Source organism: Flavobacterium sediminis (assembly GCF_003148385.1).
In the GTDB taxonomy this organism is placed as follows: Bacteria; Bacteroidota; Bacteroidia; order Flavobacteriales; family Flavobacteriaceae; genus Flavobacterium; species Flavobacterium sediminis.
The window spans coordinates 2,661,703-2,681,737 of sequence record NZ_CP029463.1 but is presented as its reverse complement, the minus strand read 5'-3'; the positions used below and the strand labels follow the sequence as shown (position 1 = coordinate 2,681,737).

Here is a 20,035-nt window from a genome sequence, read left to right as displayed (position 1 = left end):
CTAAACACTCTCTTTTTTTGCCTGTTAAAGTGATTAGTTTTTCTCCCTATAAACTTGTATCTTTGCGTTTTGGCCAAAAAACATGAACAACACAGAAGAAACTATTGAAATTATTGGCGCTCGTGCCCATAATTTAAAGAATATTGACGTAATCATTCCCGAGAAAAACTGGTAGTTATTACCGGGCTTTCCGGTTCCGGAAAATCATCGTTAGCATTTGATACCATTTATGCCGAAGGACAACGCCGTTATATAGAAACTTTTTCAGCTTATGCCCGACAATTTCTAGGAGGATTAGAACGTCCGGATGTGGATAAGATCGACGGTCTGTCGCCTGTAATTGCCATCGAACAGAAAACAACAAGCAAAAGTCCCCGCTCTACAGTAGGAACTATTACAGAGATCTATGATTTTTTGCGATTGTTATATGCACGTGCGGGTGAAGCTTTTAGTTACAATACGGGAGAAAAAATGGTCTCCTATTCAGATGAACAAATTAAAGAATTGATTTCTGAAACCTTCAATGGCAAACGAATCAATATTTTATCACCTGTTATTCGTTCCAGAAAAGGTCATTACCGTGAACTATTCGAGCAAATTGCAAAACAAGGTTTCGTGAAAGTACGTGTTGATGGTAAAATCCGAGATCTGGAATACGGCATGAAAGTAGATCGATACAAAACTCATGATATAGAAATTGTAATAGACCGGATTGCTGTTAAAAATGATGAAGATACTGAAAAGCGCCTTATCGAAAGCATTAAAACCGCAATGTATCACGGCGATGATATCTTAATGGTATTGGAACAAGAAGGTGATGAAGTACGCTATTTCAGTCGAAATTTAATGTGTCCGTCAACCGGTATTTCGTATCCGAATCCCGAACCCAACAACTTTTCATTTAACTCTCCGAAAGGCGCCTGCGAATGTTGTAACGGTTTAGGCACAACCAATGAAATTAACCTTAAAAAAATCATTCCCAACCCTAAAGCATCGATCAAGAACGGTGGTTTTGCGCCCTTGGGCGACTATAAAAACTCCTGGATCTTCAAACAATTGGAAATCATTGCTCAGAAATTCGAATTCAAATTAACTGATGCTATTGATACGATTCCTCAGGAAGCAATGGAAATGATCCTGAACGGTGGCAATGAAAAATTTTCAGTAGTTTCTAAAGTGATGGGAATTACTAAAGACTATAAAATTGATTTTGAAGGAATTGCTAATTTTATCAAGAATCAATACGAACAATCCGAATCACAAAGTATCAAACGCTGGGCAAAAGAATTCATGGATGAAGTCGAATGTCAGGAGTGCCATGGAACACGTTTGCGTAAAGAAGCACTATATTTTAAGATTCATGACAAAAATATAGGCGAATTAGCCCAAATGGACATCGCTGAACTGTCAGAATGGTTTAAAGGTTTACCGGAACATCTTACGGAAAAACAGCAAACCATTGCTCTTGAAATTTTAAAAGAGATCACTACACGCCTACAGTTTTTACTGGATGTCGGCTTGAACTACCTTTCACTAAACAGAAGTTCTAAATCGCTATCCGGTGGGGAAGCCCAACGGATCCGTTTAGCGACACAGATCGGCTCACAACTGGTAGGTGTACTGTATATTTTGGACGAACCGAGCATTGGTTTACACCAAAGAGATAACGAACGACTCATCAAATCATTAGAAAGTCTGCGCGATATTGGAAACTCAGTTATTGTTGTTGAACATGACAAAGACATGATCGAGCGTGCTGACCATGTAATTGATATCGGACCGAAAGCAGGACGTTTTGGCGGTAAGATCATTAGTCAGGGAACACCGAAAGAGTTGCTAAAAGAAAACACGATTACCGCACAATTCATGAGCGGCAAGATGAAGATCGAAATTCCTGAAAAACGTCGTGAAGGCAACGGAAAAACCGTAAAATTATACGGTGCTAAGGGGAATAACCTTAAAAATGTTACCGTTGAGTTTCCTTTAGGAAAACTAATTTGTGTAACCGGGGTTTCCGGTAGTGGAAAATCGACTTTAGTCAATGAAACACTCTACCCTATTTTAAACGCTCATTTCTTCAATGCGGTCAAAAAACCGCAGCCCTATGACAAAATAGAAGGATTGGAACACATAGACAAAGTTATCGATATTGATCAAAGTCCTATCGGTAGAACGCCACGCAGTAATCCCGCAACTTATACAGATGTTTTCTCTGAAATCCGCAGTTTATTTACCCAAACTCCGGAAGCTCAGATCAGAGGATATAAACCGGGACGCTTTAGCTTTAATGTTAAAGGCGGAAGATGTGAAACCTGTGAAGGATCAGGTGTACGAACTATTGAAATGAGCTTTTTGCCGGATGTTTATGTTGAATGCGAAACCTGTCAGGGAAAACGCTTCAATCGGGAAACACTGGAGATCCGCTACAAAGGGATATCCATTTCAGACGTATTGGACATGACTGTTAACGAAGCAGTGGTTTTCTTTGAAAACATCCCGAAAATTTACAGAAAGATCAAAACTATTCAGGATGTAGGTTTAGGATATATTACACTAGGTCAACAAAGTACCACCCTTTCAGGTGGCGAAGCACAACGGGTAAAACTGGCGACCGAACTTTCCAAGAAAGATACCGGAAATACATTTTACATTTTAGACGAACCCACAACAGGTCTGCATTTTGAGGATATTCGAGTTTTAATGAATGTTATACAGAAATTAGTCGATAAAGGCAATACGGTTTTGATTATCGAACATAATCTCGATGTTATTAAAATAGCAGATTATATCATTGACATTGGCTATGAAGGTGGAAAAGGAGGCGGTCAGGTAGTCACAACCGGAACTCCTGAAGAAGTTATCAAAAATAAAAAGAGCTATACGGCACAATTTTTGAAAAAAGAATTATCTTAGCGGGCTTGTTTAATTTTAAAAAGACGAAAAGACTATGGCATTAGAGCAATACGAAAACGACGACCACAGAATACAGGAAAAATTCAAACAAAAGACTTGGAACGAAATACGAACTAACGATTCATGGGCAATCTTTAAGATCATGTCTGAATTCGTAAACGGTTACGAGTCAATGGGAAGAATCGGTCCCTGTGTTTCTATTTTCGGTTCGGCACGTACTAAATCTGACAACAGATATTATCTTTTAGCAGAAAAGATCGCTTATAAAATCAGTAAAGCCGGTTATGGTGTAATCACCGGAGGAGGTCCGGGTATTATGGAAGCCGGGAACAAAGGGGCTCACTACGGCGGGGGAACTTCAGTAGGTTTGAACATTGAATTGCCTTTTGAACAACATTTCAATCCGTATATCGATCGCGACAAAAACTTGCAGTTTGATTATTTCTTTGTCCGCAAAGTAATGTTTGTCAAATATTCACAAGGATTTATCGTTATGCCGGGTGGTTTCGGTACTTTGGATGAATTGTTTGAAGCTATAACGCTAATTCAGACTAAAAAGATTGCTAAATTCCCTATCATTTTAGTTGGTTCTGAGTTCTGGGAAGGCTTGATGGATTGGGTTAAAGCGGTACTGTTAGAAAAATTCCACAATATTAGTCCGGAAGATCTTAATTTATTCAAAATTGTAGATACTGAAGATGAAGTGTTAGACGCTTTAGATACTTTCTACAAAAAATACAATTTATCTCCGAATTTCTAAAAATTAAAAAGTTACTGCTTAATCTGTGTTAAGCAGTAACTTTTTTTAATACTTCCTAAATCAAACTAAAGTTGCAGTCAGCTTTATTTCAAAACTAAAAGCATTACTTACCGGACAGGTTTTCTCTGCATTCCTAGCTACTTTCTGGAATTCTTCTTCACTTATTCCCGGAATCTTAGCCTGTAATGTCAGTTCTGATAGTGTGATCACACCGTTATCAATTGTAACTACTGATTGTGTTTCCAGTGATTCTACCGTATAACCTGCTTCAGAAAGATCTAAATCTAATTTCATTGTAAAACAGCCTGCATGAGCCGCCGCTAAAAGTTCTTCCGGATTTGTCCCTACACCGTCTGCAAAACGGCTGTTAAACGAATACTGTGTCTTGTTAAGGGTGGTACTTTGAGTGGTTAAATGCCCTCCCCCGGTTTTAATGTCGCCGTTCCACACGGCAGTTGCTCTTCTTTTCATTCTTTATTGTTTTTAGTTAATTCATAGTTTTACATTAGTCTCATTGTATGCAACGTAAATTCATTTCGATCAGCATCTTTAATTCTGATTTGTCATTTACTGTATTTCGAGTTACGTTAAGCCCACTCCAAAGATTTAATAAATGTAGTCCTAACAAATCAGGAGTCACAGCTGTTTTTAAGTTTCCTTGCATCTTTTCTTTTTCAAGTGCTTTTACGAAAATATCTTTCAGAGTTCTCAATTGTTTTTCGGCTGAACATTTTAAATCTTTGTCACTAACCTGTATCAAAGCATTTGCAAAATAGCAACCATACTTTCCTAAATTAGTTTCCGGATCTGCCATTTCATAAAAGAAAACTCTTATTTCCTCTAAAGGATGCTCCGATAGCTCTATTTTATCTTTAAACGCTTTTATATGGTGATCCATTACCCGATCCAGTGACTTTTGAAAGAGCTCTTGTTTTCCTCCTTTATAAGCCAAATAAAAGCTTCCTTTCCCTATTCCCATAGCTTTTAGCAAATCATCTGATGATGCGTTCTCATAGCCCTTTTGCCAAAAAACTTCAATTGCTTTATCTAAAGCTTGATCTGCATTGTATATTCTGGGTCTTCCTGCCATTTCTCATTGATTTTCAGTATAAATATACAAATTGTACCAATTAGTACAAAATTAATTTAAAAAAATCGGGAAACAGTTTACATTTCCCGATATATAACGTATAAGTTTCTGAACTTATTTAATTACAATTTTTTTGATCGCTTCATTTCCGTTATTCTTCACTTTTACCAAATACATTCCTTTAGCCAGCTCCATCGTAAGTCTGATCTGAGAATCAAAAGTCTGCTCTAAAACAGCCTGTCCGGTTAAAGTATAAATAGTTACAGTAGAAGTGCCGCTTAAACCTGAAATCATTAAATAATCTGTAGTCGGATTGGGATACACCTTAACAGCATCTGCAATAAAATTTTCATTTGCTAAAGCAAAAGACCAAGGATCTCCGTAATGAGAACCGAAAATATAATCTGCTAATAAAGGATAATCAATAAACGGATTTCTATTCATCTGCCAATTATAAACGACATTATTTCGATTCATTTCATAATCATCAGCCGGGTCTTGTGTATTCCAATTCAACAAAGTAGCCAGATCTCCTATTTCCCCTGAAGGGGTTGTTCCGTCAGACAAATACTCACTCGGATCGCCATTAACCACATCCAAAGCATTGAAGCGAACAGCCATATAAAACAATGCTCTGGCTACATCTCCTCTCCAAGAACCTTGAGTTCCTGTTGGTCCGGCATAAACCGTTCCGGAGGCGACTGTACCGTAATTTTTATTGTTCCTTGATGAGTTCTCTTGTCCGTTCACCGCTCTTAAGTGATGTGCATCAGAAATTCCGTCTACCGTATTGTCCGGTCCGGTTGTATTCCAAACATTAATTCCGTCAGCCGTATCTCCCATTGCTACTTCAAACCCGCCTCTTGACTGACAAAAGATATGTTCTCTATTCCATTTTCCGACAATACTACTGGTATTTTGCTGATCTAATTTCGCCATTGGCGATTCTGTATAAACACACCAAACTTGATTGTTATTTTCGGGATTACGATCAGCATCTTTTAAAATATCCCAGATATCCGCATAACTTTGTAATCTTACCACAGCCGGATCTGCAATTATATCTTGTAATGCTTGTTTCAATGCTGCTCCTGAAAGTCCTTCCAAAGCATCATAATAACCTGCCGGAATTTGTGGTGCACACACTCCATACGTAGGATTTAGAGGTGTTCCCCAAGGATCAGTCGCAAAATTAATATCATAAATCCGGATAATAAAATTGTCATTATTGGCAATATAACCTGAAGGTAATGATTGAAACTGGAACAAAGCTTCTTCATCGCCTTCATCTGTTCCGTCATCATACAAGCTAATGGTTGTAGACGTAGTAGATGAACCAACCGGGATAGAAACCGTCAAAGCGCCTGAAAAATCATTTACTGAAAAATTGCCGTTCGTCAATGAAAAATTCATAATTAAATTTTGATTTTGAACGGGCTGACTTGTTGTAAAAACAATATCAAAATTTTCACCTTCATTATAAGAGGTCTGAGAAGTTGTCACTGTTATATAATTGAATACTATTCCACTTCCGTCATTATTCATACCCGGCGTGGGCGTATCAACAACATAACTACCGTTTAACAACTGAATGGATTGACTGGAACCTGAACTATTTTGATTTTCATTTACACAAACAGACAATCCCCAAATCGACATTAAAGCCGTTGGCTGCGTTGTAGAACTATTTGAATAAGCTAAAGCATCCACTACATTAGAGGCCGTAGCAGCAGTTCCGAAAGGAAAATCTGTATCGTTACCTAAATAGAGTGCTACTCCGTCCGGACCGTTTTGGATCGTATTATTAGGAATAACAATTACCGGTGAAGGAGAAACTTGTGCATTTCCGATCAGAAAGTTTCCGTTAGCATCAGTAGTATATCCATCTAAATCGATTGCATAATAACTGGAAACTCCTGTTCCGGAAGAAGTTGCATTAAAAAAGACCAACACATATCCGTCTAAAACATAATTAGGTGTCGCAGAATGTAATTCTACAAATTCCAAAACATCTGTACTGGCAGTATCAGCATCTAATTCGCTGATAACAACTTGTGAAAAAATAACAGTAGAGCATAAAAAGGTTACTATGCAAAGTAATTTTTTTATCATTTTTTGGGACATTATAATTCTTTCAAAGATATTTAATTTCTTAAAGAACTTAAGCTATTTCTTGTTTAATTTTTAGTTTAATCCTATTTTAAGCTATTGTTAAGCTTTAAAAAAGAGCATTTGTGTAAGTTTAACGATGAGTTACGCAACTTTTTAGTATTATTGTAATCTTTATTATAAAAAAGTCCGTGAAAAAGAACCTTTTATTTTATCTGTTTTTCTGTTGCATTACGGGCGGAATTGCCCAACATAAATTACGGCTTGATGTTAAAGCTGATACAGAAGCGCACTTATTATACATCCAGCAGGAAATCGAATATTTCAATTCTACGAATGATACACTTCAAAGTATTGTTCTAAACGATTGGAACAATGCTTTTTCTTCCAAGAATTCAGCTTTAGCCAAACGCTTTTCAGATGAATTTGATCGTAGTTTTCACTTAGCGTCTGAAAATGATCGCGGTTATACTGATATTAAAGCTGTTTCAGATGAAAACTTTAAGGAACTGCATTGGCAACGAGCTGCAAAACACATTGACATCATAACTTTAAACCTTAATAAACCACTACTCCCTTTTCAATCCCAACTTATTCGATTGACTTACATTGTTAAAATGCCTAATAGCCGTTTTACACAATATGGTTTTGATAATGACAAATTGTATCTGAAAAACTGGTATTTATCTCCTGCTCTTTTCAGTAATAAAAAATTTATTACTTACAGTAATGAAAATCTGGATGATATATCAAATACTATCGCAGATTACTCTATTCGTATTACTATTCCCGAAACTTTCCATATTGCTTCCAATCTAAAAGTTGAAACAATTGATGCTACCGGAAGTTATTTGCTATCCGGCGAAAACTACCAGGATGTTTCCTTAATTATTTCTCCGACAGCTATTAATCACATCTTTAAAAATGATGTCATAGAAGTTGATTGCAGTATTGAAAATTCAAGATTAGACGATTATCAAAAAGCAATTGTAATTGACAAGATTACCCGATTCGTACAAGAAAAACTAGGCAACTCTTCCGTTCCGAAACTGTTAGTTTCCAACGAGGATTATAAACGTCAGCCTTTTTATGGTTTAAATCAGTTGCCTGCATTCTTAAGTCCTTATCCTGATGAATTCATGTTTGAACTAATGTTCCTGAAAACGTATCTGAACAACTATCTCAAGGCTAATATCCAATCCAATCCCAGAATGTACAACTGGATTTATGACGGTATTCAGATCTATACGATGATGCAGTATATTGATACATTTCATCCGGATATGAAGATGACCGGAAATTTGTCAAAGATCAAGCTTCTGAAATCTTATAATTTTATCAACCTTCCGTTTAACGAACAATTCAACTACCTCTACATGCTGATGGCACGTAAGAATTTAGACCAACCCATAGGCTCTTCCAAAGAAAAGCTGATTAAATTCAACGAGCAGATATCCGGTAAATACCGATCGGGATTAAATTTAAAGTATTTAGATAGTTACTTAGAACACAATATTGTCAATACAAGTATTCAGGATTTTTTAGCCTTAAATAAAATAACCCAAACCAGTTCTCATGATCTGGAATACATTTTAAAGAAGAACAGTCCCAAGAATATTGATTGGTTTTTTACCACCTTGGTTGATTCCCGTGATCTGATTGATTACAAGTTTGGTCGTGTAAAAAAATCTAGTGATTCCATTAAGGTTACCATTAAAAACAAGACCAGAACAAATGTTCCGATTTCCTTTTATGAACTTAAGAATGATACAGTCGTGTACAAAAAATGGATTGAAAACATTACAACTGATACTACTCTTGTTTTTCCGAATTATGAAGCCGACAAATTAACCTTGAATTACCACAATGAAATTCCGGAATATAACTTACGTAACAACTGGAAATCTTTAAAAGGATTCTTTTTTAACAACAGACCTTTTAAGTTCAATTTTTTCAAGGATCTGGAAGATCCCTATTACAACCAGATCTTATATGTTCCTGAATTTGAATACAACCTTTACGATGGCATGGCTTTAGGGCTAAATGTCAGCAACAAATCCATTTTGAACAAACCTTTTACTTTTAGTGCAGCGCCTTTCTATTCTCCTAATACACAATCTGTTGTCGGTAAGTTTTCTGCCATATATGACAACAACATTCGCGAAGAAGGCAAGCTCTATAAAGTTCGCTATATTTTAAAAGGAAGCCAATTCCATTATGCTCCTAATGCTCGCTATACCAATTTTAGTCCGAGCGTACAATTCTTTCTTCGGGATAAAAACTTCAGAACAAATAAAAGTGAATACATACAATTACGCCAACTGTACATCAACAGGGAAAGTTCGCCGGTTATAACAGATGTCAATACAGACAACTATAGCGTTTTTAATGCCAAATACGGTAATTATCAAGCTGAAGGCACTAAACTTTACAGTTTATTGACCGATCTACAAGTTGCTAATTCTTTCGGCAAACTTTCTGCCGTGCTACACTATAGGAAACTGTTTGAAAACAACCGTCAGATCACCTTACGCTTTTTTGCCGGAACCTTTTTGTACAGAAGCACAACTTCTGACTATTTCAGTTTCGGACTGGATCGCCCAACTGACTACATGTTTGAAGAGAACTTTTTAGGAAGAAGTGAAACTACCGGATTATACAGTCAACAATTTGTTTATGCGGAAGGAGGGTTTAAATCTATTTTCGGAACCCGATATGCTAACCAATGGATGGTTACAACTAATGCCGCTTTTAATATTTGGAACTGGATACAGGTTTATGGCGATGTAGGTGCATTCAAGAACGAAAATTTTAACACAAAGTTTGTCTATGATTCCGGAATACACCTCAATCTGGTTCCCGATTATTTTGAGTTATTCTTTCCGGTATATTCCTCTAACGGTTTTGAATTAAATGATCCTGACTATAATCAAAGAATCCGATTTGTGGTAACCCTCTCACCAAAAACTTTAATTTCGTTATTTACCCGAAAATGGTTTTAATATTTTTTAGAACCTCTGATTATTATTAATTCAACAAAAACACTGTTTTATTTGTTTTTTTTGATGTTTTTTCAAACAATAAAAGGAAAATTTACAAAATACAAAAAATCAAGCCACTTCCCTATTGCTTTTTACAGGCTATTTCTTTACATTTGTAACAATCCAATTTGTTACAAAATATGAGTAGTAAACCGATCGAAAAAGAAGTTCTGTCGTTTGAAGATTTCAAACAGGAAGTAATCAATGATTACAAAATTGCCGTTATCAGTAGAGAATGTAGCCTTTTAGGGCGCAGAGAAGTTTTAACAGGTAAGGCAAAATTCGGAATCTTTGGAGATGGTAAAGAAGTTCCACAATTAGCTTTAGCTAAAGCTTTCAAAAACGGTGATTTCCGTTCGGGTTATTATAGAGACCAAACCTTTATGATGGCTTTAGGACTATTAAGTATTCCTGAATTTTTTGCCGGTTTATACGGACATACCGATATTAATCTGGAACCAATGAGTGCCGGTCGTCAAATGGGCGGACACTTCACTACACATAGCTTAGATGAAAACGGAAACTGGAAAAATCTAACCCAACAAAAAAACTCCAGTGCAGACATTTCTCCTACTGCCGGACAAATGCCTCGTTTATTAGGATTAGCGCAAGCCTCAAAGATTTATCGCAACGTAAAAGGATTGGAAAATCATACACAATTTTCAAATCAAGGAAATGAAGTAGCTTGGGGAACGATCGGTAATGCCTCTACATCTGAAGGCTTATTCTTTGAAACGATTAATGCTGCCGGAGTTTTACAAGTACCTATGGTTATGAGTGTTTGGGATGATGCTTATGGTATTTCTGTCCCAGCAAGATATCAAACGACTAAAGAAAGTATCTCTGAAATCTTAAAAGGTTTTCAAAGAGACGAAAATACAAACGGTTATGAAATCTTTACCGTTAAAGGTTGGGATTACCCGAGTCTTGTAGAAGTTTATCAAAATGCCGGTGCTCTGGCACGTGCGGAACACGTTCCGGTTCTAATCCATGTTCAGGAACTAACCCAGCCTCAAGGTCATTCCACTTCCGGAAGTCATGAACGTTACAAAAGTAAAGAACGTTTAGAATGGGAAAGTGAACATGACTGTATCGTTCAAATGAGAAAATGGATGATTTCCAACAATATAGCCAGTGAAGAAGATATTAATGCTATTGATGAAGCGGCTAAAAAAGAAGTGCTTCAGGGAAAAAAAGAAGCATGGAATAACTTTATAAAACCTATTAAAGAGGAACAACAAGATTTGGCTAATTTATTAACAAATTTAGCGCAAAAAAGTCCGAACGGTGTATTCCTGCAAAAATTTGCTACTGATCTATTAGCCATCAAAGAACCTATCAATAAAGATGTTATTACCACTGCACGAAAAGCACTTCGTTTAGTCATCAATGAAGATGGTAAACCGACTTTAGTACAATGGATTAAAGATTTTATGGCTAAGACACAGCCAAAGTTCAGTTCTCATTTGTATTCACAATCGGCTAAAAGCATTGCTAATATCCCTGCGGTTGCACCTGCTTATGATGAAAACAGCGAAACTGTGGATGCCCGTTTGATCATTCGAAACAATTTTGATGCATTATTTACCAAACATCCTGATGTACTTATATTCGGAGAAGATTCAGGAAATATCGGTGATGTAAACCAAGGCTTGGAAGGAATGCAAGAGAAATACGGTGAATTCCGCGTTTCTGATACCGGAATTCGTGAAGCTACGATCTTGGGACAAGGAATAGGAATGGCTATGCGCGGATTACGTCCTATTGCTGAAATTCAGTATTTAGACTACTTATTATACGCTATCCAAATCATGAGTGATGATCTGGCCACTTTGCAATATCGAACCTATGGCCGCCAAAAAGCTCCTTTGATCGTAAGAACAAGAGGACATCGTCTGGAAGGTATCTGGCATGCTGGATCACCAATGGGAATGATCCTTAACGCTATCAGAGGAATGTATGTTTTAGTTCCCAGAAATATGACTCAGGCAGCCGGCTTTTATAACACTTTATTAGAAAGTGACGAACCTGCTTTAGTCATTGAATGTCTGAACGGCTATCGTTTAAAAGAAAAGCTTCCTGTAAATTTAGGTGAGTTCAAGACACCTTTAGGAATCGTTGAAACAATTAAAGAAGGAAGTGATATCACTGTTGTTTCTTATGGCTCTACATTGCGAATCATTGAGCAAGCAGCAAAAGAACTTTTTGAAGTAGGTATCAATGTTGAGATCATCGATGTACAGTCGCTTCTACCCTTTGACATCAACCATGATATTGTAAAAAGTGTCGCTAAAACCAATAGATTGTTAGTCGTTGATGAAGATGTTCCGGGCGGAGCCAGTGCCTATATTTTGCAACAAGTAGTAGAAAAACAGCATGCTTATCAATATTTAGATAGCGAACCGCAAACTTTAACTTCTAAAGAACATCGTCCGGCCTATGGGACTGACGGAGATTATTTCTCTAAACCTAGTGTTGAAGATGTTTATGAAAAAATATATGCTATCATGCACGAAGTTAATCCATCAAGATATCCTGATTTATACTAAACAAATGTAAATATTTTATTAAAGTTATCTTAAACTACTTTAATAATTTACTGTACTGATTTATAATGCGTAACTTTATATAGTAAGCTAAACTATATAAAGTTATTGTATTATGAGTACCTTTCAAAACAAAACAATTATAATTACAGGAGCAGCTATGGGTTTAGGCTTAGCTGCCGCCAAAAAATTAGCCGACTTAAAGGCTAATATTACTTTAGTCGATTACAACGAATCTGCCCTTCGCGAAGCAGAAAAAGAAATTTTAAAAGAATTTCCCGGTACCGGTATTCTTACAGTAGTTGCCGATGTTTCCAAAGAAGAACAAGTCAAAAACTATGTACAAAAAACTTTAGATACATTCAAACGTATTGATGGTTTTTACAACAATGCCGGAATCGAAGGGCGACAAGCTCCTCTTACTGAATACGATTTAGGCATATTCCAAAAAGTACTTGATATCAATCTTTTAGGTGTCTATTACGGAATGCGTTATATCATTCCGGTTATGCAAAAACAAAATTACGGACGAATCGTTAATGTTGCATCTGTAGGAGGTATCCGAGGTGTTGTGAACCAGACTGCGTACGTGGCAACAAAACATGCTGTAGCCGGCATGACCAAAAATGCTGCATTAGAATACGGAAAGTTCAACATTATGACCAACGCCATTGCTCCGGGTGCTATTTTGACACCTATGGTTGCTGAAGCTTTTAAGCAGGTAAACCCTGCTGATCCGAAATTAGCTGAAACGGAATATGCTAAAGCTAATCCGACAAAACGATTAGGAATTCCTGAAGAAGTAGCAAATGTTGTTGCTTTTTTATTGAGTGAAGAGTGTTCCTATGTTAACGGACAAGTATTGGCTATTGATGGCGGAGAATCCAATGCATACGGTAATGTTTAAAAAATATAAATACCCCTTTTAACCCCATTTATTAATACCAATCGGCTATCTAAATTGAAACTTAAGAGAACAAACTAAACTATTTTATTCATCACTACAATGTGGTTTTCTATTACTCCCGTTCTTTTGTTTCATTTTGGGTAGCCTTTTTAATTTCTTTTTTTAAGCCAAAAACTCACTTTGGTTTTTCTAATCTGTCTTTCCGTAGTCCGTCTCAATTTTTCATGGTACAAAAAATAACCGGCAATAGCTCCGATCAAACTTCCGATCAGAATATCAAAAAAACGGGTTTCTATTAAATCATTAGCATGGCTAAGTGCTGTTCCTCCGGCTTCAGCCAAAAAAATCGTCAAAGGCGTAATAAAAATAACCGCTAATCCATAATGCCGTACGACCAACATTTCAATTATAAACTGTAAGATCATAATGGTTAGACAAATCCCTAAAGCCTCAAAATGTAAGGATACTAATCCCCAAGCCAATCCTAAGCCTATAAATGTACCTAAAATACGCTGAAAACTTCTGCTCCAAACGTGTTGCAACGAAACCCCTTGCAATACAGCCATACAGGAAATAGGTAGCCAATAAGGGTTTGTAAGTTCCAACAACTTACCCGTCAGCAACGAGATCCCTATAAAAGTTCCTATTATTAAAGATTCAAAAATAGCAGCCGTTGAATTTTTCTTTAACAGAATTAATTCATCCTTTGCAAATTGTCTGTTCTTAGTGATAAAGATACTATAAAACAATGCCAGCAAACACGCTAACATAGCCCCCATTCCAACCAAGCCTACTTTCAACGGAACCACATCAAAATCAAAAGGCATGCAACTCGCTATTGAAGCTATCATTACAAAGAAAAAACTTCCCGGAGGCTTCATGTCAAAATAGCGAACAACCCAATGTACTCCAACCGTAAACAACCCTAAAACCAATGCTGATATATAAGGGTTAAAACTGAACAGAACCCCAATAGTAAAAGAGATCATAAAACCAAATGAACAACTCAACAGAGTAATCATTCTTCTGGCAACAGATGTTGTAGGCAGATATAAAATAACCAATCCGGCCATACAGGATAATAATCCATAATCCAATCTATCAGTAAAGTAGCCCACTAAAAGCGGAAGACCTACACAAAGAGATGCCAAAAGAGGAACATGCCATAAGCGTTCCGTTTTCTTTAAAGTTAAAAGGCTTTTGGCTTCAGCCTTTACAATTTCTAAAAAATCACTCATCTATTGTATCATTTACCCCATTGTCTTCAAAGCCATAATCAATGCATCAATCTCTTCTTTTGTATTTTCATGGCTTAGAGAAATACGTAAACTTGGTTTTTGCAAATCTTCCGGGCTTAAAATTTCAGCTAAAACATGTGAAGGACGAACACTTCCACTTTGACAAGCACTACCACGGGAAACTGCAATTCCTTTCATATCTAAAGCAAATAAGATCATTGACGTTTTATCTGTTGAAAAAGGTAACATTACATTCACCAAGTTGTAAAAAGTTGTATCACTATACGTTCCGTCAAAAATTTCTCCGTTAAAAATAACTTCCGGAAAAGCCTCCGTCAGTTGTTCCTTCAGGTATATTTTTAATTCATGAATGTGTAAACGCTCTTTTTTCAGTTCTTGACAAGACATTTCTAAAGCCTTAGCCATACCTGCTATCTGATGAACAGCTTCAGTTCCGGCACGCCATCCTTTTTCTTGTTCGCCTCCGAAAAGCAAGGGTTGTAATACATAATTTTTCTTTACATATAAAAGACCAACACCTTTGGGTCCGTGAAATTTGTGCGCACTAGCCGTAATAAAGTCAACCGGAAGTTCTTCCAAATTCAATTCGGTTTTCCCTACCGATTGCACAGTATCAGAATGAAATAAAGCATTGTAATTTTGACACAATGTACCCACTTTATCTAAATCGAGAATAGTTCCTATTTCATTATTCACGTGCATTAAACTTACCAGTGTTTTTCCCTGAACCTCATCTGCTAAAATATTTTCCAATCCTTGATAATCGACCGCTCCGTTGACTTCCAGAGGAACATATTCCACCACAATATCATATTCATTTTGTAAAGCCAGAACTGTATGTAAAATGGCATGATGTTCAATCTTACTCGTTACGATACGTTTAACTCCTAAATCTTTGACTGCCGAACGCAAGACCCAATTATTCGATTCTGTTCCACAAGAAGTAAATAAAATTTCACTGGATTTAGCACCAATTGAAGATGCTATCTTTTTTCTTGAAGTTTCTAAAATGACTTTCGCACTACGACCAAAACTATGCGTAGAAGAAGGATTCCCAAATTCCTGAGCCATTACTTCTGCCATATGAGTAATTACTTCTGGACGAATTCGGGTTGTAGAAGCATTGTCAAGATATACTTTTTGCATGAACAATTATTTTTTAGCAAAGATACGAAACACCTAAAACATGTTGGAAACATTGCATAAAAAAAGCCGCTTTGTTCATAAAGCGGCTTTTTCTTATTTTTTTCTATCTTGTTAGTGACCTCCACTTACTTTTTTATCAAAATTGATTCCTTGTTTTGTTAAGATATCTTTTACGGTATAAGCATAGAACGCTAAATAAGCAAAACAAACAACTCCTACGATATAACTAAAATGAGGAGATGTTAGATCAGCCACAAAACCTTGAATCCAACTTACGATTCCTCCCCCATAATCATCATGATTAAAAAGTTACTTCCTTGAGTAGTATGTTTTCCTAATCCACTAATAGCTAATGTAAAGATACATGGCCATAACGTAGAACAGAACAAACCAACACTTGTAAACGCATAAACGCTTACCATTCCGCTAGTAGCCATTCCAATTGCTAAAGCTGTAATTCCTAAACCTGAAAAGATCAACAACATCGTAGCCGGATTTCCTTTACTGGCAAAATCTGCAACAATCAATACTAAAATTACAGCCGCATATACATAAAATGGTTGTAAATCTTTCCCTGCCAAGTAACTTGCCAATAAGAACACTCCAAAAGCAATATAAGGCATAATAAATTTCATTACTTTTTGCATTCCGGCAGAAAGTCCTAAAGCTTCTACAGCTCCTGTCCAGCGTCCGATCATTAAACTTCCCCAATATAAAGATACATAAGGGGCTACTTCACTAATTGACATTCCTAAACCAGCCTCTAAATAAGCCGGCATATTACTAGCCGTAGAAACCTCAACTCCTACATATACAAAAATTGCTAACATTCCCATTAACAATTGCGGATATTTTAAAGCTGATGAACGAACGTCTTTAACAGTTGCTACTTCTTCCTCTCCTTGTTCTTTAATTTTATTTGGTAAACTTGAAAATTTTAATAGAATAGCCACTAATGCAAAAGCTAAACCTAAAATTAAATACGGAACTTTTACGGTAGCAATATCAATTACGTGGTTTACAGCCGGCTTTGCTCCAAAAATTGCGTACGTTACAATTAAGGGACCTATAGTTGTTCCGAAGTTATTGATTCCACCCGCTAAAGTTAATCGCTGAGAACCCGTAGCAATAGGACCTAACACAATTGCCAAAGGATTAGCAACCGTTTGTTGCAATGAAAAACCTAAACCTACAGTAAACAAGCCTGACAACATTAAAGCAAACGAACCTGTATTAGCAGCCGGATAAAACAATAACGTTCCTAAGGCCGAAATCAGTAAGCCTAAGGACAAACTGTTTTTATATCCTAATTTTTGAACTACATCTACTTTTATTAATCTTGAAATCAGCATATAAAGTAAAGCACCTACCGTATAGGCAACATAAAAAGCAACTGACACCAATTGACTTTGACCTTGCGTTAAATCAAATGCTTTTTTAAAAACAGGAATTAAAATATCATTACTGGCTGCAACGAATCCCCAAAAGAAAAATACCGAAACTAAAGGAATAAATTGAGCCCAATTAGTCTGTTTATTTGATGTACTCATATAGTATAAAACGTATTTATTGGTTTGTTATTTATTTTTTTGTAGTTCAAATAAAACGTTGCCAAAATCGGTAAATGATCGGACGGATATTTGAAGTCATAAAAATCGTTAATTGTATTGAATTTTCGAACGTAAATTGAAGTTTTTTTATCAAAGAAAATGTAATCTATCTGTTTATCAGGTATTTTATAAAACTGAAAAGCATTCCAGGTATGGATAGAGTTACCATACGGTTTTGTTTTTGAAACCGAACTTGCTTCTTTTAGATCTTCTTTTAAAGTTGTAATAACCGTATCGTTAGGTTCGGCATTGAAATCACCTGTAAGAATGAACGGAATATCTTTTTTAGCCTTCAGTTCTTTAGCCAATTGAACCAGTATTTTAGCCGATTCTTCTCTGGCTTTTAAACCGACATGATCCAGATGGGTATTGACGATCCAGAATTTCTGTTTGCTCTTTTTATCCTGAAATAATCCGTACGTCACAATTCGATGACAAGCAGCATCCCAACCTTTAGACATTTCGTCCGGAATTTCGGAAAGCCAAAAAGTTTTTTCTTCTAATACTTTGTATTTTTCAGCATTGTAAAAAATACAGGAGTATTCCGCATGAATTCCTTCTTCTCTTGGTAAACCAATAAATCGGTACTGCGGAAGGTTTTCCAACAAAAAATCCAATTGTACTTTCTGAACTTCCTGCATTCCTAAAAAATCAGGTTCATAATATTCAATTAAACGGGCAACTCTTTCTTTTCGTATCTCCCAACTATTATCGCCGTCATCTACTGAAGCTAAACGCACATTATACGACATAACATTCAAATCGTTCTGAGCAAATGCTAAGGTTGAAACGCAAAAAAATAAAAACAATACCTTTTTCATCAGTCTACTTTTATAACTGGAGTTCTTTCGCTAATTCCGTTAGCATTAAAGGCCTCTATTTGGAAATAATAGGTGTCGGTTCGATCCATCCCTGTAAAGAAATAATCACTTTTACCGTAAACCATAATACTTCCGTATAATTTATCAGGCGATTTACCAAAATAGATCACATAGCCTTCAGCCTGATTATTTTGTTTCCAACGGATCCACGAACTTCTTCTTTCGCCAAATTTATTCTTATCTGCTCGTAAAACCATAAAATTTTCGACTTTTTCAGGTTTTTTCCCGTTTCCTTTTCCAAAAACACGGAAACCACTCAAAGCAAATTTCCCGGTTGGCATTTTGATGTTCTCCAATTTCAGGTAACGCGCTTTTACAGGCTTTACTAATTCGATATAATCATGAGGGACATCTGTTCTGTTTTTGCTTTTATCTACTGCCAGTTTCCATTTTTTACCGTCATCAGATGCCCAAATTTTGTATTGGTGTGCAACTCCGGAGCTTTTTCCCATAAATTCTACATCCTGATCAGCATAATTGATCTGTATAGCATTTATTGTCGATATTTCACCTAAATCCGTTTGAAACCATTCCCCTTTTTCTCCTGTTTGTGCACTCCAATAGGTTCTCATATCTTCATCTACTGCAAAATTCGGAGCATATCCTCCCAAAGTAGAAGAAACCTGAACCGGTTTATTGTAGTTCAGCAACATCCACCCGGCAAATAATCCTTGTGTAAAATCTTTATCTTTAGCATATTCCGGAATAAATGTAGGATAATCTCCGTAAGCCGTATTACAATACATCACGTCATCCTTATCAAAACCGGCAGGCCAGATCCCGATCCGTCTTTCAAAATTATTTTTTTGTCCCAGAATAATGGTTGAAACGTGCCACCAGTTTCCGAAATTGTCCTGATATGTGGCTCCGTGACCGGCTCCGCGAGCAAATCCGCCCGGTTTATAGGACAAGGGATTGTGTTGCTGGTAAGCAAAGCCCTCCAATGGATTTGAACTAACATAAACACCATCTGCATATCCGCTGAATTCCGTTGCCGGCGCAGCATATTGCAAGTAATATTTATTTTTATATTTGGTCATCCAGGCGCCTTCCATAAAAGGTTGCAAAAACGTATTATCATTGTATTCCCCGAAACGTTCCCAACCATGATCTTCGGGTTTTAAAGTCAATATTGGTTTTACAAAACCTTCTGACTGTAAAGTTGTCGTATTTATTTCTGTTCCGAAAAGAGGAAATTCATTACTGGATCCCCAATATAGGAATAACTTATCTTTTTCTTCATCGTATAAAAAACCCGGATCCCAGGCTCCTACTTTAAAGTTGTCAACTGCTTTTTCCCATTCGTTTGCTAAAGGATCCTTACTTCTCCATAGAGCAAAATCAGGTCCGTGTGTGGAACCAATTACGTACATATATCCTTTCATAACAAAGACAGCCGGAGCACATAGCTCGTCATATACCTTGTTCTTTTCATCAAGCTTATGGTCGGCTTTTACACCATCATTCAATGAAGGGTATTCGTTTTCCGATTTTAAGAATTTCCGTTGGATATAATTCCAATGTAGCATATCATCACTCCACCAATAGCCCCATTGATTGGTTGCAAACAAAAAGTATTTATTCTGAAAATTAACAATAACCGGATCTGCTGTTGCGCGATGCTTTCCTTGTTTCGTAAAATTAGGAATAGGTGTATAACCATAATCGATATTGACCGGATTACAAAATGTCTTTTGCTGAGCAAATCCCTGAAAAACAGAGATCATGGTTAGTATTGCTACAATTATTTTTTTCATGAGTTACTTCCTTTAC

The 20,035-nt window shown here is 36.5% G+C and carries 11 protein-coding genes and 2 pseudogenes; 5 read left to right on the top strand and 8 right to left on the bottom strand.

What is annotated here, in order from left to right; all coding sequences use genetic code 11:
* Window positions 1-82 precede the first annotated feature (82 nt).
* Window positions 83-2,913: pseudogene (uvrA, locus tag DI487_RS12350) on the top strand (excinuclease ABC subunit UvrA).
* A 34-nt stretch (window positions 2,914-2,947) separates the two neighbouring features.
* On the top strand, window positions 2,948-3,673 hold the full coding sequence (locus DI487_RS12345) for an LOG family protein (protein ID WP_109569924.1): 726 nt from the start codon (window positions 2,948-2,950) through the stop codon (window positions 3,671-3,673).
* A 60-nt stretch (window positions 3,674-3,733) separates the two neighbouring features.
* On the opposite strand, the gene DI487_RS12340 is transcribed toward DI487_RS12345, so the two are convergent.
* The 3 genes from DI487_RS12340 to DI487_RS12330 all read right to left on the bottom strand — a co-directional run bounded on the left by DI487_RS12340 (window position 3,734) and on the right by DI487_RS12330 (window position 6,875).
* A complete protein-coding gene (locus DI487_RS12340; RefSeq protein ID WP_109569923.1) occupies window positions 3,734-4,144 on the bottom strand; it encodes an OsmC family peroxiredoxin in 411 nt (136 codons plus the stop codon).
* 40 nt (window positions 4,145-4,184) lie between these two features.
* A complete protein-coding gene (locus DI487_RS12335) occupies window positions 4,185-4,763 on the bottom strand; it encodes a TetR/AcrR family transcriptional regulator (RefSeq protein WP_109569922.1) in 579 nt (192 codons plus the stop codon).
* A 114-nt stretch (window positions 4,764-4,877) separates the two neighbouring features.
* Window positions 4,878-6,875 (bottom strand): endonuclease, encoded by a 1,998-nt coding sequence (locus tag DI487_RS12330; protein WP_109569921.1) that lies wholly within the window; start codon window positions 6,873-6,875, stop codon window positions 4,878-4,880.
* A 188-nt stretch (window positions 6,876-7,063) separates the two neighbouring features.
* On the opposite strand from DI487_RS12330, the gene DI487_RS12325 reads away from it, so the two are divergent.
* The 3 genes from DI487_RS12325 (at window position 7,064) to DI487_RS12315 (ending at window position 13,366) form a co-directional block, all read left to right on the top strand.
* Complete coding sequence (locus tag DI487_RS12325; protein WP_245896386.1) at window positions 7,064-9,874, top strand: gluzincin family metallopeptidase; 2,811 nt, start codon at window positions 7,064-7,066, stop codon at window positions 9,872-9,874.
* A 179-nt stretch (window positions 9,875-10,053) separates the two neighbouring features.
* Window positions 10,054-12,462 carry an alpha-ketoacid dehydrogenase subunit alpha/beta gene (locus tag DI487_RS12320; protein ID WP_109569920.1) on the top strand — a complete coding sequence of 803 codons (2,409 nt, stop codon included), beginning with the start codon at window positions 10,054-10,056 and terminating at the stop codon, window positions 12,460-12,462.
* A gap of 112 nt (window positions 12,463-12,574) precedes the next feature.
* On the top strand, window positions 12,575-13,366 hold the full coding sequence (locus DI487_RS12315) for an SDR family oxidoreductase (RefSeq protein WP_109569919.1): 792 nt from the start codon (window positions 12,575-12,577) through the stop codon (window positions 13,364-13,366).
* A 149-nt stretch (window positions 13,367-13,515) separates the two neighbouring features.
* On the opposite strand, the gene DI487_RS12310 is transcribed toward DI487_RS12315, so the two are convergent.
* The 5 genes and pseudogenes from DI487_RS12310 to DI487_RS12290 all read right to left on the bottom strand — a co-directional run bounded on the left by DI487_RS12310 (window position 13,516) and on the right by DI487_RS12290 (window position 20,019).
* Window positions 13,516-14,604 carry an FUSC family protein gene (locus DI487_RS12310; RefSeq protein WP_109569918.1) on the bottom strand — a complete coding sequence of 363 codons (1,089 nt, stop codon included), beginning with the start codon at window positions 14,602-14,604 and terminating at the stop codon, window positions 13,516-13,518.
* Window positions 14,605-14,616: 12 nt separating this feature from the next.
* Window positions 14,617-15,771: a cysteine desulfurase family protein gene (locus tag DI487_RS12305; protein ID WP_109569917.1), complete on the bottom strand. Its 1,155-nt coding sequence runs from the start codon at window positions 15,769-15,771 to the stop codon at window positions 14,617-14,619.
* Window positions 15,772-15,882: 111 nt separating this feature from the next.
* A pseudogene (locus DI487_RS12300) lies at window positions 15,883-17,321 on the bottom strand (MFS transporter).
* Entirely contained in the window at window positions 17,318-18,202 is an 885-nt protein-coding gene (locus DI487_RS12295; RefSeq protein ID WP_109569916.1) for an endonuclease/exonuclease/phosphatase family protein, read from the bottom strand. Before DI487_RS12295 ends, DI487_RS12300 begins: the two are co-directional and overlap by 4 nt.
* On the bottom strand, window positions 18,202-20,019 hold the full coding sequence (locus DI487_RS12290; protein ID WP_109569915.1) for a discoidin domain-containing protein: 1,818 nt from the start codon (window positions 20,017-20,019) through the stop codon (window positions 18,202-18,204). The genes DI487_RS12295 and DI487_RS12290 overlap by 1 nt, the downstream gene beginning before the upstream one ends.
* Window positions 20,020-20,035 lie beyond the last annotated feature (16 nt).

What these genes read in the sequence shown, in the direction of transcription:
- DI487_RS12345 (WP_109569924.1), top strand. Translation starts at nt 2,948, where the DNA reads ATGGCATTAGAGCAATACGAAAACGACGACCACAGAATACAGGAAAAA.
- DI487_RS12340 (WP_109569923.1), bottom strand. Translation starts at nt 4,144, where the DNA reads ATGAAAAGAAGAGCAACTGCCGTGTGGAACGGCGACATTAAAACCGGG.
- DI487_RS12335 (WP_109569922.1), bottom strand. Translation starts at nt 4,763, where the DNA reads ATGGCAGGAAGACCCAGAATATACAATGCAGATCAAGCTTTAGATAAA.
- DI487_RS12330 (WP_109569921.1), bottom strand. Translation starts at nt 6,875, where the DNA reads ATGATAAAAAAATTACTTTGCATAGTAACCTTTTTATGCTCTACTGTT.
- DI487_RS12320 (WP_109569920.1), top strand. Translation starts at nt 10,054, where the DNA reads ATGAGTAGTAAACCGATCGAAAAAGAAGTTCTGTCGTTTGAAGATTTC.
- DI487_RS12315 (WP_109569919.1), top strand. Translation starts at nt 12,575, where the DNA reads ATGAGTACCTTTCAAAACAAAACAATTATAATTACAGGAGCAGCTATG.
- DI487_RS12310 (WP_109569918.1), bottom strand. Translation starts at nt 14,604, where the DNA reads ATGAGTGATTTTTTAGAAATTGTAAAGGCTGAAGCCAAAAGCCTTTTA.
- DI487_RS12305 (WP_109569917.1), bottom strand. Translation starts at nt 15,771, where the DNA reads ATGCAAAAAGTATATCTTGACAATGCTTCTACAACCCGAATTCGTCCA.
- DI487_RS12295 (WP_109569916.1), bottom strand. Translation starts at nt 18,202, where the DNA reads ATGAAAAAGGTATTGTTTTTATTTTTTTGCGTTTCAACCTTAGCATTT.
- DI487_RS12290 (WP_109569915.1), bottom strand. Translation starts at nt 20,019, where the DNA reads ATGAAAAAAATAATTGTAGCAATACTAACCATGATCTCTGTTTTTCAG.